17 protein-coding genes are annotated in these 14,028 nt (G+C 67.5%); 14 read left to right on the top strand and 3 right to left on the bottom strand.

The window, feature by feature from the left end; all coding sequences use genetic code 11:
* Window positions 1-6 precede the first annotated feature (6 nt).
* The 7 genes from ACQPWU_RS23975 to ACQPWU_RS23945 all read left to right on the top strand — a co-directional run bounded on the left by ACQPWU_RS23975 (window position 7) and on the right by ACQPWU_RS23945 (window position 6,518).
* Complete coding sequence (locus ACQPWU_RS23975; protein WP_433443747.1) at window positions 7-1,059, top strand: ABC transporter substrate-binding protein; 1,053 nt, start codon at window positions 7-9, stop codon at window positions 1,057-1,059.
* Window positions 1,056-2,129 carry an adenosine deaminase family protein gene (locus ACQPWU_RS23970; RefSeq protein ID WP_433443744.1) on the top strand — a complete coding sequence of 358 codons (1,074 nt, stop codon included), beginning with the start codon at window positions 1,056-1,058 and terminating at the stop codon, window positions 2,127-2,129. The genes ACQPWU_RS23975 and ACQPWU_RS23970 overlap by 4 nt, the downstream gene beginning before the upstream one ends.
* A 58-nt stretch (window positions 2,130-2,187) precedes the next feature.
* Entirely contained in the window at window positions 2,188-2,853 is a 666-nt protein-coding gene (locus ACQPWU_RS23965; protein WP_433443741.1) for a GntR family transcriptional regulator, read from the top strand.
* A gap of 67 nt (window positions 2,854-2,920) precedes the next feature.
* A complete protein-coding gene (locus tag ACQPWU_RS23960) occupies window positions 2,921-4,183 on the top strand; it encodes an MFS transporter (RefSeq protein WP_433443738.1) in 1,263 nt (420 codons plus the stop codon).
* 109 nt (window positions 4,184-4,292) lie between these two features.
* The gene (locus ACQPWU_RS23955; RefSeq protein ID WP_433443735.1) at window positions 4,293-4,523 is read left to right on the top strand and encodes a hypothetical protein; all 231 of its coding nucleotides are present in this window, start codon (window positions 4,293-4,295) and stop codon (window positions 4,521-4,523) included.
* 225 nt (window positions 4,524-4,748) lie between these two features.
* Window positions 4,749-6,035 carry a DUF5994 family protein gene (locus ACQPWU_RS23950; protein WP_433443732.1) on the top strand — a complete coding sequence of 429 codons (1,287 nt, stop codon included), beginning with the start codon at window positions 4,749-4,751 and terminating at the stop codon, window positions 6,033-6,035.
* Window positions 6,036-6,224: 189 nt separating this feature from the next.
* Window positions 6,225-6,518, top strand: coding sequence for a hypothetical protein (locus tag ACQPWU_RS23945; RefSeq protein WP_433443730.1), 294 nt, complete (start codon window positions 6,225-6,227; stop codon window positions 6,516-6,518).
* 151 nt (window positions 6,519-6,669) lie between these two features.
* Here the strand turns inward: ACQPWU_RS23945 and ACQPWU_RS23940 are convergent, their stop codons facing one another.
* A complete protein-coding gene (locus ACQPWU_RS23940; RefSeq protein ID WP_433443728.1) occupies window positions 6,670-7,563 on the bottom strand; it encodes a hypothetical protein in 894 nt (297 codons plus the stop codon).
* Between the two features lie 2 nt (window positions 7,564-7,565).
* Window positions 7,566-8,165 (bottom strand): hypothetical protein, encoded by a 600-nt coding sequence (locus ACQPWU_RS23935; RefSeq protein ID WP_433443725.1) that lies wholly within the window; start codon window positions 8,163-8,165, stop codon window positions 7,566-7,568.
* A gap of 266 nt (window positions 8,166-8,431) precedes the next feature.
* Between ACQPWU_RS23935 and ACQPWU_RS23930 the strand changes: the two genes are divergently transcribed.
* From ACQPWU_RS23930 to ACQPWU_RS23900, 7 genes are all read left to right on the top strand, one after another.
* Window positions 8,432-8,824: a hypothetical protein gene (locus tag ACQPWU_RS23930; protein ID WP_433443723.1), complete on the top strand. Its 393-nt coding sequence runs from the start codon at window positions 8,432-8,434 to the stop codon at window positions 8,822-8,824.
* Window positions 8,825-9,440: 616 nt separating this feature from the next.
* Window positions 9,441-9,743: a hypothetical protein gene (locus tag ACQPWU_RS23925; protein WP_433443721.1), complete on the top strand. Its 303-nt coding sequence runs from the start codon at window positions 9,441-9,443 to the stop codon at window positions 9,741-9,743.
* 999 nt (window positions 9,744-10,742) lie between these two features.
* Window positions 10,743-11,186, top strand: a complete 444-nt coding sequence (locus ACQPWU_RS23920; protein WP_433443718.1) for a hypothetical protein — start codon at window positions 10,743-10,745, stop codon at window positions 11,184-11,186.
* A gap of 198 nt (window positions 11,187-11,384) precedes the next feature.
* Window positions 11,385-11,741: a hypothetical protein gene (locus ACQPWU_RS23915; RefSeq protein ID WP_433443716.1), complete on the top strand. Its 357-nt coding sequence runs from the start codon at window positions 11,385-11,387 to the stop codon at window positions 11,739-11,741.
* A gap of 283 nt (window positions 11,742-12,024) precedes the next feature.
* A complete protein-coding gene (locus ACQPWU_RS23910) occupies window positions 12,025-12,258 on the top strand; it encodes a hypothetical protein (RefSeq protein WP_433443714.1) in 234 nt (77 codons plus the stop codon).
* 26 nt (window positions 12,259-12,284) lie between these two features.
* The gene (locus ACQPWU_RS23905; protein ID WP_433443712.1) at window positions 12,285-12,527 is read left to right on the top strand and encodes a helix-turn-helix domain-containing protein; all 243 of its coding nucleotides are present in this window, start codon (window positions 12,285-12,287) and stop codon (window positions 12,525-12,527) included.
* Window positions 12,524-12,715 (top strand): hypothetical protein, encoded by a 192-nt coding sequence (locus ACQPWU_RS23900; RefSeq protein ID WP_433443710.1) that lies wholly within the window; start codon window positions 12,524-12,526, stop codon window positions 12,713-12,715. The genes ACQPWU_RS23905 and ACQPWU_RS23900 overlap by 4 nt, the downstream gene beginning before the upstream one ends.
* 423 nt (window positions 12,716-13,138) lie before the next feature.
* On the opposite strand, the gene ACQPWU_RS23895 is transcribed toward ACQPWU_RS23900, so the two are convergent.
* Window positions 13,139-13,903, bottom strand: coding sequence for a class I SAM-dependent methyltransferase (locus ACQPWU_RS23895; RefSeq protein WP_433443709.1), 765 nt, complete (start codon window positions 13,901-13,903; stop codon window positions 13,139-13,141).
* Window positions 13,904-14,028 lie beyond the last annotated feature (125 nt).

The following is a 14,028-nucleotide window of genomic DNA, read 5'->3' as shown; positions in this document are numbered from 1 at the left end:
GACCCCATGCCCACGCGCCGTGCCGTACTGGCCGCTGCTCTGACAGTGCTCGCCGCAGCCGGATGTTCCGGCTCCGGCTCCGGTGAGAAGCAGGCCGATCAGAACACCATCGTCGTCAGCACCTTCCCCTTCGGGGTGAAGGAGTTCGAGCAGGCGGTCGTCGCCCCGTTCACCAAGCAGACGGGAATCAAGGTCGAGCTGGACACCGGCTCCAACGCCGACCGGTTGTCGAAGCTGAAGCTCGCCAAGGGTGAGCCGGAGGCGGACGTGGTGCTGATCTCCGACTACTTCGCCGCACTCGGGCAGAAGGACGGCCTCTTCCAGAAGGTCGACGTGCCCAACATCAAGGAGCTCGCGCCGTTCGCGACCGAGGGCGCCTACGAGGGGCCGGCCTACACGCACCAGCTCAACGGGATCATCTACAACACCGGCAAGCTCAGTCAGAAGCAGGCCGCCGACTGGGCGCTGTTCGCGAACGCGGCGAACAAGGGAAAGGTCGCACTTCCTGATATTTCGGTGACCGCCGGACAACTCATGATCTCGGGGGTGGGTGAGTCGTACGGCAAGGGCCCCTACGACATCGACACCTCGTTGAAGACCCTGGCCGGCTGGGCGCCGAACATCCTGCAGTTCTACACCTCCTCGACCGAGGTCACGAACCTGCTGACCCAGGGCGAGATCGTCGCTGCCGACGCGCTGAGCGGCTTCGCCACCAAGCTTGTCACCTCGGGCGAGCCGATCGCCTGGACGGCTCCCGCCAAGGGCCGGTACATGGCCACCAACCGGGCGATGATCCCCAAGGGCGCGCGCAACCAGCAGGGAGCGGCGAAGTTCATCGACTACATGCTGTCGGCCGAGGCGCAGAGCGCCATGGCGAAGGCCGTCGGTGACCTGCCCACGAACCCGAAGGCCGAGATCCCGGCCGACATCGCCAAGGTGACGGGCGAGGCGGCGAAGGACCCCGTGGCCGCCGGGTTCAAGACCCTCGACCCCGCCCAACTCGTCGACACCCGCGCCACCTGGGTCGACCGCTTCACCCGCGAGGTGGCCGGCAAGTGAACCTTGACCTGATGCCGAAGGTCGATCTGCACTGCCACCTCATCGGCACCGTGCGCGCCTCGACCTTCGCCGACCTGGCCAGGCGGGAGGGGCTCGACCTGCCCGACACGCCCGAGCGGATCTACGCGGATGTGAACTCGCTTCCGCCGGACCCGGCACTGTACCTGAACACCCGGATCCCGGTTCCGCAGGGCAGGAGCGCGGACGAGCCCGCGGTCTCCTACTCGCTGTTCCAGGTGTCCTCGTGGGTTCTCCAGGTCCTGCGCGACGCTGACGATCTCACCAGGATCACCTATGAGGCGTTCGAGGACGCCCACCGGACCAGCGCGACCAGGCATCTCGAAGTCTCCTTCGACGCGCTGACCGAACATCAGGAGAAGCTCGGCTACGCCACGGTGATCGAGGCGTACGCCGAGGGCATCAGGATGGCAGAACGCGACTTCGGCATGTCGGGCAGGCTCATCGCGGCCATCGACCGGAGCAAGTCGGGCGAGGAGGCGCTCTCCTGGGTGCGCACGGTTGTGGACAACCCGCACGACTACGTGGCAGGGATCGGGCTGGACAACCTGGAGACCGCCGGGCCGCCCGAGCGGTTCGAGGCCGCCTTCCGGCTCGCCGGTGAGGCCGGGCTCCGCCGTACTGCTCACTCCTCCGAGCACGCGCCCGTCGCCGCCAACACGGTCACCTGCCTCGACCTGCTCGGATGCGACCGGATCGACCACGGCTACTTCGTACTCGAGGACGACGAGGTCGTCGCCAGGGTCAGGGACGAGCAGATCCCCTTCACTGTCATCTCGACCACCTCGCGTCGCTCGTGGCGGCCGTGGCGGCGGGCGTCGATCGCGGCGATGCTCGAGGCCGGGCTCAACGTCATTCCCGCTTCCGACGACCCTGGGATGTTCCCGACGTCGCTGGCGAACGAGTATCGGATCCTCTCCGATCAGCTCGCCGTACGGGATGAGCGGTTGCGTGCGATGGCGCTGGCCGGGGTGGAGGCGTGCTGGCTGCCGGAGCCTGAGAAGGACGCGCTGCGCAAGCGCTTTGAGAGCGAACTCGCGAGCGTGGAGTGATCGGCATGCTGCGTCAGGCATAGATACAAGCTTGCATCTATGCTGGTAGCCTCGTCGTATGGTCGATCCTGCGAAGCGCCCGTCCGCTGCCCAGACCGCGTACACGGTGACCAAGGAACTGATCCTGTCCGGTGAGCTGCCGGGCGGAAGCCTCCTCAGTGAGGGTGAGATCGCGGAACGGGTACGCGTGAGCAGGACCCCCGTCCGGGAGGCGTTCCTGCGCCTGGAGTCGGAGGAGCTGCTGGTGCTTCACCCCAAGCGCGGCGCGGTGGTGGTGCCGGTGCCGCCGGGAGAGGCGGCGGACGTGCTGGAGCTGCGGCTGGCACTCGAGCGGTCCGCGGCCGAACGCATCGCACGCACCGGCCTACCGGACGAACACCACCAGAAGATGCGGGACCTGCTGGGGCGTCAGCGCGCCCTCGCCGAGGTGGCGGACATCGACGGATTCGCCGACGCGGACGAGTCGTTTCACCGGTGCATCGTCGAAGCGTCCGGAAACCGGCTGGCCAGCCGGTTCTACGCCACTCTGGGTGACCGGCAGCGGCGGATGAGCATCTCCGCGCTGCGCCCGCGGCCGGACCGGCTGTCTCTGCTGGCCGACGAGCATGAGACCCTGCTGGATCTTCTCCGCGGCGGCGCCAGCTCCGCCTTCGCCTCGGCCCTGCTCGGTCATCTCACAGCGACGCACGGCTCGCCGTACACGGCCGCCCGCGACGACGGCTGAAGCCTCGACGGTCCAGCACGGCATCGACCGTACCCAGCACCCGATATGCGAAGGTCTGCCCCTCTCCATGCTCGAAACCCAGCAGGCTGTCCCACCGCCTGCCAGCGCGCCCCGGCCAGACTCCTGGCGGACCGTCGCCGCGGCGATGTTCGTCTGCGGGTGGGGCGGCAACCAGTTCACGCCGCTCCTGCTGATGTATCGCCAGCTGGGCGGCTACTCCGCGCTCAGCGTCGACGCCTTCCTCGGTGCGTACGTCGTCGGGCTCGTGCCGGGGCTCCTCCTGGCCGGGCCCGTCTCGGACCGGCGCGGGCGACGCCCGGTACTCGTGGCCGGCACCGTCGCCTCGGCCGTCGCGAGTCTGGTGCTCTGCTTCGGCGGCCAGAGCGCCTGGCCCATCTACGCGGGCCGGCTGATCACCGGCATCGCGGTCGGCATCGCCATGTCGGTCGGCAGCAGCTGGGTGAAGGAGCTTGCGACCGAGGACGACAGCGGACTCCCGGCACGCCGCGCCTCACTGTGCCAGACAGCGGGATTCGGCCTCGGCGCAGGTGTCGCGGGCGTGGCGGCCCAGTGGGGACCGTGGCCCATGGTGACCCCGTACGGCGTCCACCTTCTCCTCACCCTGGCGATACCCGTGCTGCTCCTGCGGGTGCCGGAGACACGGCCGCCGCTCCCGCACACGGCAGGGCTCCGGGAACTCCTCACGACACTGGTGAACGACCTGCGCGTCCCCGCCCCCGCCCGCAAGCGGTTCCGGCTGGTGGTCCTGCCGATGGCGCCATGGGTGTTCGGCTCGGCCGGATTGGCGTACGCGGTCATGCCCCAGCTCGTCGGCTCCCATGTGGGGCACTGGGGCCTCGTGTACGCAACCGGGCTGACCGTGCTGACCCTGGGCATGGGCGCGGCCGTGCAACCCGTCGCCAAGAAACTGCACAGTGGAACGGGAACCCGCGCCGGACGGGCTCCCGTCGCGGCGATGACGGTGATGCTCCTCGGCGCGGCGCTGTGCGCGGCGAACGCGGTGCTGCTGTCGCCGTGGCTCGCAGCCGCCGCCGCGGCCGTTCTGGGGGCCGGCTACGGCATCGCGGTGGTTTCCGGGCTGCTGGAAATACAGCGCATGGCCGGCGCGGACGACCTGGCCGGCCTGACAGGCGTCTATTACACCTTCGCCTATGCGGGCTTCCTGCTCCCCACCGTGCTGGCCACCTTGTCGAGGTGGCTCTCCTACCCGGTCATGCTGACGGCGGTGGCCGCCGCCGCCCTGGTCTGCCTGGGCCTCGTCGTGACCGGCGCCCGCGTCACGGCGACGGCGGCCTCGGCAACGAAATGAGGCTCGAGCGGTCGCTCAACGCATCCGCCCAGGTCACAGCAGAACACATCCACCGACATTTCATGCTAAAGGTCGATATATTTGCCCGGCTGGCCGCATACTGGTGTCGATGAGGCCTACTCAAGCCGCGGCCCGGCGACGCCTGCCCACCAGCCCCTTCAACGTTCCCGACGTCCCTCCTCCCCCTGTCGAGCAATTCGTGGCGGGAGACCAGGTCAGCCATGACAAATACGGCCTCGGCCGGGTCATCGCCGTCGAGCAGAACATCGCCGTCATCGTCGATTTCGGCGCGGAGACGTACCGCATTGCCGCGCCGTACCCCAAGCTCATGAAGCTGTGACGACGCACCCTCGATCCGGGGCGCCCGTGCGGCCCGTCTGTACCGAGCAGGACCGTGGAGCGTGGCAACGCGATCATTCACCGCGCTGGCACGGGTTGGCGCACGCGGTGAAGCGCAGGGCAAGGCGTATGGTGGATTGACCTGAGACTTTCCGCATGTCGGCACTCGCGTCGGCATCGCCTCGGGCGTAGCCGGCTCTCGGGCCGGAGACAGGCGGCACGCCAGATGCCGAACCATCATCAGTTCATCGCGACCCTGGTTCTCCAGCCGGCCCGGGTGTTCCTGGAGCCGACCCTGACCAGGGACGGAACGCTCGACGGCGCCTGGTGGCCCTACTCCACCGACCTCAACCGCGAATTGCCCGCCCTCGTCAGCAACCTGCAGGATCGGCTCGGCCCCATCCTGCGGGTCCGCCTGGATGTGACCGCATGGGACGACGTCCCGGCGCACCTCCTCATCGACGGCCGTTTCCTGCGGGTCAGCGGCTTCTGCGCGACGCCGAACACGATCCGCGTGATCCGGGGCAGCCAGGACGGATTCATGCTTCTGGTCATCCCGCCGGACACCTCCGTGCCCGTCGCCACAGCCGCGATGACCACCGCCGCCCGCACGGGCAACACGCTGACGGCGAGCGAGATCCTCCTCCGATGCCACTCACCTGCGCGTGGACCGGACGAGGGCATGAGGATGCGTCGCTACCGCGGTTGCGACCGAGAGGCCGTGCTCGCGCTGGCCGACGCCGACCGCCTGCCCGGCCAAGCGGCATGCTCACCCGGCACGCTCGACCAGGCCATAGCTGGAACCTCTCCGCACGATCCCGCCCCATGGGCAGAGCTCCAACAGCCCACGACCGATGTTCTGGTAGACCCGGACGGCCACGTCGCCGGTGCGGTGTCGTACGCCGTACATCGACACCACAACGCCGGCCAGATCCTTTGGCTGCACGCACGAGAGGTCCCGGACGTCGTCGAAACACTCGTTTCCCACGCGCTGCGCGCCCTCGGCGACAGGGATGTCATCGACGCCTTCACCACCGCGCCGGGTCTGGGGCTGGGAGCCCTGCCGACCGGCCGCCGACCCGTCACGAGCAAGGCGCTGGAGCGCGCCGGGTTCTCCGGACGCGACTCCTGGCGATACCTGCGCCGTACGGCACCACGCGAGATCGACGCCACCACGTACCCGTCGGTCGAGGTGGTCACCAGCACCGCGCCACCGGGATGGTGGCTCAAGGCCCACGGCAACGACTGCTCCGCCGAACTCGTCATCGAAGAGCCGGCGAACGGCCATGGCGTCCTGTGGTGGTTCGGTGCCGACACCCGGCACACGGACGCGATGCTGGAACGCGCGCTGCTACGAGAGGCCGACACCATCCTGCGCGAGCACGAAGCCTCGGAGACCGTCCTCTACGCCGCCGGCGACCCGGAGCCGGACCGGGCTCTCTTCGAGGCGGCGGGCTACACCGAGCTCGACCACCTTGTCACCTACACCCGGCGAGCCACCCTGACCGGCTGACCAGCCACATAGAGTGTCTGTGACGACCGAAGGATTCATCATCAGCGAGCACTCCACGTGATCGAGAGCAAAGCCCGTCCGGTGCGCCGTCGTGTCATCGAGGCAGCAACCTTCGGCACTCGCAACCAACCCCAAGCCGAGATCACCCGGTGGACCTGTCCCCATGGACAGCATGTCAGCCAGGGCTGCGTGACGTGCTACCGATCCGCGGCCGACGCAGATCCGGTCTTGCCGCTGTGGGAGGTCGCGGTGTGGTTCATCTCGCCCCGGCCGATCCCGATCAAAGTCCTGCACGACATACATCGGCACGGCCGCAACTTCGCGCTCGGCCAGCCCTCGACTCCCCTGGTCTTCCTCCTGACCGGTCAAGCCAGAGCCGCCCAGGGGGTGGAGGCGGTGGCGGGCCTGGTCGGGTTCCTTCTGCAAAGCCTGCACGCCGTCGATGACTTCACCGTGACGGAGGTTCGCGCCGTCCACTTCTGACGCGCGCTTTCCTGAGCCAACTTCACCTGCTAGTCCCTGCTGTCGGGGCGGCGCGGAAGGCCTGACCGCAGCGCCGCCCCTCGAGCCCTCGGAGCACCATCAGACATGTGGCGGGTCGGTCGTCGTAAAGGCTCAGGCCAGGTCGGCCGGCTCAGCACGACGAGGAGTCCACCGCCGTCCCCTCGGCGCAGGCCGCGGCGACCAGTGTCGTACGCAGGGCCGTCAGGCTGGGCGGCGTGGTGTTCGCCGGCTCAGTGCCGCCCGCGGGAACCGAGGTCGCCGTAGCCGAAGGCTTGCTCGTCGGCGTGTAGCAGGGGTCGATGAGGTCGTCGCAGGTCGGCGAGGGAGCCGGCTCCGCGTCGCCGTCCTCGGCGACGTACGCGTACCCGAGGAGCTGCGCCGCGCGCTGGCCGTCCATGAGTGGTGCGATCACCGGGCTGCCCGCCGACTCCTCGAAGAACAGGCCTTCGCCGATCGGCGTGTAGACGGACTGGGCATAGGCCAGCTGGGCGGCGTCGGTGACAGGGCGGCCGAGGAGCTGCTGCCGTTCCGCCAGGTTGTGGACGAACATCAGGCCGGTGCCCGCCGTGCCGATGGACTCCTTGAGTTCGGCGAGTGTGGTGGTGGCCGGCTGCTCGACCTGGACCCGGATCTTGCCGTCGGCGTACCCCTGACCCAGCCGCCCGGCCAGCACCTTGTCAACGCGCACGACCAAGCCGGCGTAACGCATGGCCGCGTCCGGGCTGTCGTAGGCCACGACGGCCGAGCCACCCGCCGAGTCGTCGGAGGCGAAGGCGATGCCCGGTTCGATGTCCACGACTGTGCCCTGGACGAGCGCTCCGGCGGCCTTGAAGGCGCCGGAGTCGGACGCTCCGGGGACGATGTCGGCCACCGAGTCGAACAGGTACTCCCCGTCGGACATGCTGGTGCCGTAACTCAGCCGCGCCCAGAAGGAAGGCTCCGGGCTGTTGAGGAACGTGCCTGCGAGGGCGCCGGTGGCGACGGCGGCGACGAGGGTGAGGATCACAGCGAAGCGGTTCTTCATGGTTACCACGCCCCGTTGACGTGCGAGCGGTCGTGGCTGCTGTACGTCGGGGTGGTGGACGTGCCCTGCTTCATACAGGACGTCAGATTGGTGTGCCCGAGGCCGATGGCATGCCCGATCTCGTGGCAGGCCGTCTTCTTGCGGACGGTCGAGCTGGTCATGTCGGCCAGGTCGAAGCGGAGTTCGGCACGGTCGCACAGATACTCACCGCCGATCTGGGCGAGCACTCTGACGCACTTGGTCGTAGCGGTGATGTTGACGCCCGTACTCGAGCCGTCCCAGTCCTTGCCCCAGTAGTCGGTGTAGTAGGCGTCGTACATCACCAGGTCGGTGTGCGTGCCCGCGGTGCTGTCGTAACCGCCTATTCGCAGGTCGGTCTGGTAGTCAAGGTTGGCCATGCCGTAGTCGGCCGCGGTGATCATGTTGCTGGTGAGGGTGGAGCCGTTCCAGTAGACGTCGCGGTTGTCCGTCTTGGGGCAGCACCAGGTGGGGTGGTAGGCGTAGAAACCGAACGTGTTGGCAACCACGGGGGTGGCGGCCGTGACCCCGGCGGAGAGCGATGCCACGATGGCGAACGCCAGAGCGAGTGCTGACTTGCGCATGGCTGATCAATGTAGGTACGGGGCCGGGTCACCAAAAGATCGAAAGGATGAAGCCACTCGCAACACGGGGTGTACAACGGCTGACCAGCCTGTGCGGTGGCCGAGCACGATGTGGAGACCGCCGCGGCAGTTGCCGGTGATGTTCGACCGACCCCGGGGCACACGTCCACCTACATGGCGTGTGGCGAGTGTCCGACACGTGCCGTAGGTCCCTGCACACGTCGTACCTCCTGCACGCGGAGCGGTCCGGAGCGATCATCGACGACGTGTCTCTAGACGACATCCGGCAGCCCATCGAGCCGGAGCCGTCCGGAGTCTTGGCAGCGGTGCGCCGCGCGGTCGCGGAGATCACGCGCCTACTGGCCGCTTGCGGGATGCTGCTGCACGTCCGCGTGGACGCGCAGGAGGGCAGCGTGCGCGTTGAGTACGACGCGCCGATGTTCCAGCACTACGACCAGCAGGCCCGCTACGCGCGCATGCACGCCACCGGCAAGGCGCAGGAAAACGCAACCTACGTGGTTGCTGCACTCGCGTCACTGCGCAGCATGACCACGTTCGCGCGCACCAATGCGCTACGCGAGATCGGACAGGTCACGCGCAGCGCCGAAGCCGCGCGCGTTCGCGTCGAGACGCGCGCGACGCGCCGACCGAGCGCGTAGCGCGCAACGATCAGCGAGAGTCCGCGTGGCAGCCAGCCGCGCGGAGTTTTCGCGCGTTCGGACACCTTTTCAAAGTTGGAAAACGTCCCTCTTCGCCTTGGTTTCTCCGGAAAGGATTTGATCTTGTACTGTTGTGGGTCGTCTCGGAGGGGGCGGGTTGTGGCTGGTCAGGTGTGTGTGGGTCCGTGCAACAGCGGGGCTCGTGGTGCGTGGGCCGCGTTCTTGAGTGCGCGTGATGCGCATGCGGATGCGGTGGATCGGTGGGTTTCGCGAGGGTGCGGTGGGGGAGCCGCCTGCGGAGCCGGTGGAGCCGGAGGTTCGTTGGCGGCCGGGGGATCCGTTGGTGTGTGGTCGGTGTCGGGCGACGACGAGGCGGGCGTTGTTGGAGGTGGATGCGCTGGCGGCTGTGGTGAGTGCGCGGGGGGATGGGTTGAGGCCTGCGTCGCGCTGGTCGCGCGTGTCGGGGTCGCGGCCGAAGCCTGCGGTGTCTCCGGATGCGGAGGTTGTCGACGAGCTGGTGGGGGAGCTGCTGGAGTTCGAGGATCTTGCGCGGGAGGAGCTTGGGTGCGCGGCGCGGGTGCGGGGGGCGAGGTCGGGGTTGGCTCGGTCGCGGTCTGTGGCGTGGCTGGTGGAGCAGCTCGCGGGGGTGCTGGCGGTGGAGGGGCTGTCGGTGGTGAGTGTGCTCAGGCCGGGGCCGGCTGGTGAGCCGATTGGGCTGGTGGAGTGGTCGCTCGGTTGGGAGGAGCGGCTGCGGATGGTGGTGGAGGACGAGCCGCGGGGCGCGTCGCCGGCGCGGTGCCGGTGTGGTGAGCGGTCGCTGCGGTGGGAAGCGCGGGCGGGGTTTTTCGTGTGCTCGGCGTGCGGGGCGCACGTCAGCGAGGTGGAGGAGCGGGGCCTGGTCGCTAAGGAAGCTGGGTAGTCGCCCCGTCATTTACATGGAGCTACAGCAGGTTGTCGCCTGGCGCCGGGCGGACGGCACGGGCTCGCTGTTCGGCTGTTAGCTCCGCCGTCCGTGTCGGGTCGGAGATCCTAAGGGCGGCGGTCTCCTGCGTCAGGAAGCGAATGTACAGCCGTGCCAGCTTCCGACGCCGCCACCGCCGCCAAAGGCCACGACGGTTTAGGCTCTCCTCCGCGTGTATGCCTGCCTGCCAGATTTCGTGCACGAGCTTTCGGCTCTCCGCCATCTCCGGCATGTACCGGAAGGCACGCCCTGGGAGAAGGGAAGAAATGCGGGAACCAAACCTCATCTCCTCGGTGAAGCGCAAGAGGAACTGCCGGTCAGCGCGCGTAAGAATTCTGCTGCGTTCCAGCCGAACGTACGCCAGGTCAATGCAATCGTCGTAGTTCTGGGGTTCGGCTCGCGGGGGCGGAGTGTCTCTGTTCTCAGCTTGTTGGCGAGATTGTTGGCGAAGCGCCTGCCAGGCGACGACGGAGGAGATGACGGCAGCGGCTGCGGAGGCGAGGGCGCTGATGCCTGCTGCATCTAGGCCGGTGCTGATGTGCGCGAGCTGGATTCCGGCGGTTGCGAGGAGCACCAGGACTGCTAGTGCCAGAAGTGTCGTTGTCCATGACCAGTGGGGTTTGCGCATAAGTGTCCTCGTTCGCAGGCAACGAACCACGTCACTATCACGATAGCTGTCTGTCCTCGTGGGCGTCCGACCCTTGGTTGTGCGGTGGAGGAGTGGGGCCTGGTCGTCGAAGAGGCGGGCGCGTAGGTGTCAGTGGTTCCGCTGGCGCTTATTGCTGCTACGCTTTCGCTCGGCGATTGTGCGAGGGCGCATTGACCTGGGCTGGGTCGCGCCGGAAGGGCCGCTTCTGTCGGGGGACGAGAGGCGGCCCTTTCTCGTTGCTGCGGGCCGGCTGTCAGGTGACACGCGATCTGGCCGCGCGCCAACCGAAGTGGCCAGAGAGCTGGCCAGTGACAGGGGAAGTGGCCAAAGTGGTGCTCAGTGTCAGCCGAAGTGGCATTGTGGAACGGCGGGCGGCCGGACCGCGAATATCTGACATGGGAACGGAAGCGTTCTACGGCACGGCTGCACAGATCATGCCAGCTCTGCTGATCGCGCTGATCGTAGAGATCGGATTCACCCTGCAAAAGCTTCGGGAAATTTCCAAACAGGCCGAGATCGACAACGATGCCTCACTGGTGGCAGCAGTCGGCACCCGCCTCAATGCGTGGTTTGGCCTCTCGGCGGTTCTTGTCGCGGCTTTCGTCGTCGGTGAGGTGACGGCGGTCCTTGCTGTCGGCTTCCATTGGTTCAACGGCTGGACCTTCGGTCTTGCCGGAGTCAGCACGTTGATCATGATCGTGGGGGTTGGGGTCATCCCCCTTGCTCGCCTTGCGTTCATCAGCATGGAATAGCTGGCTCATTGGGGCTGCCGGCTCAGACATGGCCGTCGCAGGTACCGGAAAATGGCCACGTCAAATGACACGACCACCTCAAGGTCGGTGACAGGCGACCTGACCACCGGGAGGTTAGGCCATGATCAATGGCCAGATTGGATGTCACCTGACACCGGCCGCGCGGAACGTTGGGCGGTTGGGGCGCGATGACGTGGTATGGGGACGGAAGCGTTCTACACCACCGCCGCGCAGGTCCTGCCGACGATCCTGATCGCTTTGACAGTGGAGCTGGGCTTTTTCATTCAGTCCGAGCAAGCCTACGTAAGCCGGTTAAGGGAGGCTGAGGGAAGTGCTCCGGACTGGCGCGGAGACCCCGGGTTGACCTCGCTGTTTCGGGCCACCCTTGGTCTTGGCGCCACATTCCTGGTTGGTGAAGCGGCGGCGCTGCTCGCGATTGCTTTCCGCTGGTTCAACGGGTGGACTTTCTTCTTGATCGCGTTCAGCCTACTCATCATGATGGTTGGGGCCATCGTTGTTCCCATCTTGCGCCATGCGAACGCGTCTCAGCGTTAGTAGTTCCGCTCCTGTTGCGCCAGGTCGGCGGGTGTGTAAAACTTTGCGCCGACGGGTGTGGTGTGCCCCGTCGCAGCGTGTAGGCGTTTGACCTGCGGAAACGCTGTCGATGCTCTGAGATCGTTTCTAACAAGATCGCTAGCGAGCCTATCCCCTTCCTATGCGAACCCTTCCGTTCGCCTGCCTGCGTTGACTACAGCAGGTCTTTCTCGCGCGCTCGCGTGTCCGGAACGCGCCCAACACGCACACCTTCGCCCCTTTGCCCGAATCAGAGGAGGACGGCGTGCGCCCAGCCACGGCCAAGCAAGCAGCAGCCCACCTCGACCGCGAACCCGGCACCATCCGCCAATGGGCGTTCCGCTACTCCGCCCGCGTCCTCGGCCGGGCCGGCCGCGAGGTCGTCTACGACTTCGCCGACCTGGCCACGATCGAGGGCTGCATCTGGCGCGGCGACCCCGTACCTCCCACAGCGGAAGACCGCGACGAGCTCCGCAACCAGCTCGCCCGCGCCGCGTAACCCGCCTCGACCACGAAAGGCCCCTCATGCGACTCCAACCCAACGTCCGCATCACCGGCGCCGAGCGCGCCCAGCTCGCGCAGCTCGTCCACGAGCGCTACCAGGCGGGCGAACCGATCCGCACGCTCGCCACCTCGCTCGGCCGCTCGTACGGGTTCGTCCACCGCCTCCTCGAGGAGGCCGGCGCCGAGCTGCGACACCGCGGCGGCGACAACCGCCCCAAGCAGACGACGACGGACACGCGCACCTCGACCGAGGCGACTGCGTGACCCCCGCCGAGCTGGCCGCAGCGAAGGCCGGAGATCTCCTCGACGACGCCGCCCAGCACCTCGACGACACCGTACACGTCCAGTCGTGCGTGATGGTCGCCGACGCGTGGATGCGGCTGCACATGGTCCTCGCGACCGGCGCGGCCATGCACTGGGGCGACATGTTCCCCAGCAGGGACGGGCGCTGATGCCGCAGTTCCGCAAGCGCCCCGTCGTCGTCGAGGCGCACCAGTGGTGGAAGAACGGCGACCACCCGCTCGACGGGCCAGCCGACCGTGAGGGCAAGGGTGGTGCGGTACTTTCGCCGCCCAGACGTGCCCGGCGACTGGCTGTGCGGCTACTGCCGCCGCCTCATGCACGACCACGGCTGGATCGACACCCTCTAGGGCGGGCACATCGTCTGCCCTGGCGACTGGATCATCACCGGCGTCGCCGGCGAGCGCTACCCGTGCAAGCCGGACATGTTCGCCGCCACCTACGAACCGGTGGATCAGGCGGACGAGGCGTCCCGGTCGTAGCGGATGCTCCTCCCCGTGATCACAGGCCCTCGTTTGCCTCGACGACGGCGCTTGCCGCGCGCTCGATCAGGTCGGTCGTATCGCGAGGCTCCGTTAGTTGGCTTCTAGAACGAAGAACATGAAGCACAGGAACCTCGTGCTGGTGATCTCGCGGAGCTCCTCGGGGAACAGTTCGCGGGCTTCCGGCACAAACGGCGGTTCGCTGATGACGCTGATGCGAAAGCCAGCCGCGGTGAAGGCCTCGGTCATCGCGTGCAGCGGCCGGTCCCAGAAGCTCATCTGGGCGGTCTGCCCGCCCATGGTCCATTCTTGGGTCCGGGTGCGGGTCTCGAAGTACGTGGACTTTTCCCCGGCCTTGCGCATCATGAGGGTGCTCATGAATGGATGATCGACCGAGACGAGGAGTCGGCCGCCAGACCTCAGCACGCGTCGCAGCTCGGCCAGTGTCGGTCCCCAGTCTTTCAGGTAGTGCAGCACCAGGGACGCGATGACGTCGTCGAACGCGTCGTCGGGGAAGGGTAGCGGGCTGGCCAGGTCGGCGACCCGCAGGTCCGCGTCGGCACCCAGCCGCAGTCGGGCCTGCTCCAGCATCCCGGCGCTCGCGTCGATGCCGGTGACGATGGCGCCTCGATCGCGCAGCTCGGCGAACAGGGGGCCCGAGCCGCAACCGGCGTCGAGGATGTGCCGGCCGGTCACATCCCCGGCGAGTTCCAGCATCGCGGGACGCTCGTAGTACGCGTTCAGGAGACTGGTCTCGTTCTCGGCCGTGTATCCTTCGGCGATCCTGTCGTAGTCATTGAATCGCGACGGATGGGCGGTCTTGACATGGTTCTCGGGCGTAGTCGTCATGCGGGCCATTTTGGCCCACCCGCCACGGGTTGCGCAGGCATACGGCCCCTATGGCGATCTTGCGTCAGGTCTACTGAGAAAACTGTCGAATGCGTCAGATTAACTGAGACTGTGTCGGCTCAGTTGAGACGGGA

The sequence above is a fragment of the Nonomuraea sp. CA-141351 genome (assembly GCF_050944675.1).
Classification (GTDB): Bacteria; Actinomycetota; Actinomycetes; order Streptosporangiales; family Streptosporangiaceae; genus Nonomuraea.
The sequence above is the reverse complement of the archived record's forward strand: the minus strand, read 5'-3'. Positions and strand labels throughout refer to the sequence as shown.

Bases quoted from the DNA above. Each gene is read 5' to 3' on its own strand.
- ACQPWU_RS23950 (WP_433443732.1), top strand. From the start codon at position 4,749: ATGCCGAACCATCATCAGTTCATCGCGACCCTGGTTCTCCAGCCGGCC.
- ACQPWU_RS23905 (WP_433443712.1), top strand. From the start codon at position 12,285: ATGCGACTCCAACCCAACGTCCGCATCACCGGCGCCGAGCGCGCCCAG.
- ACQPWU_RS23940 (WP_433443728.1), bottom strand. From the start codon at position 7,563: ATGAAGAACCGCTTCGCTGTGATCCTCACCCTCGTCGCCGCCGTCGCC.
- ACQPWU_RS23895 (WP_433443709.1), bottom strand. From the start codon at position 13,903: ATGGCCCGCATGACGACTACGCCCGAGAACCATGTCAAGACCGCCCAT.
- ACQPWU_RS23960 (WP_433443738.1), top strand. From the start codon at position 2,921: ATGCTCGAAACCCAGCAGGCTGTCCCACCGCCTGCCAGCGCGCCCCGG.
- ACQPWU_RS23935 (WP_433443725.1), bottom strand. From the start codon at position 8,165: ATGCGCAAGTCAGCACTCGCTCTGGCGTTCGCCATCGTGGCATCGCTC.
- ACQPWU_RS23975 (WP_433443747.1), top strand. From the start codon at position 7: ATGCCCACGCGCCGTGCCGTACTGGCCGCTGCTCTGACAGTGCTCGCC.
- ACQPWU_RS23955 (WP_433443735.1), top strand. From the start codon at position 4,293: ATGAGGCCTACTCAAGCCGCGGCCCGGCGACGCCTGCCCACCAGCCCC.
- ACQPWU_RS23915 (WP_433443716.1), top strand. From the start codon at position 11,385: ATGGGGACGGAAGCGTTCTACACCACCGCCGCGCAGGTCCTGCCGACG.
- ACQPWU_RS23965 (WP_433443741.1), top strand. From the start codon at position 2,188: ATGGTCGATCCTGCGAAGCGCCCGTCCGCTGCCCAGACCGCGTACACG.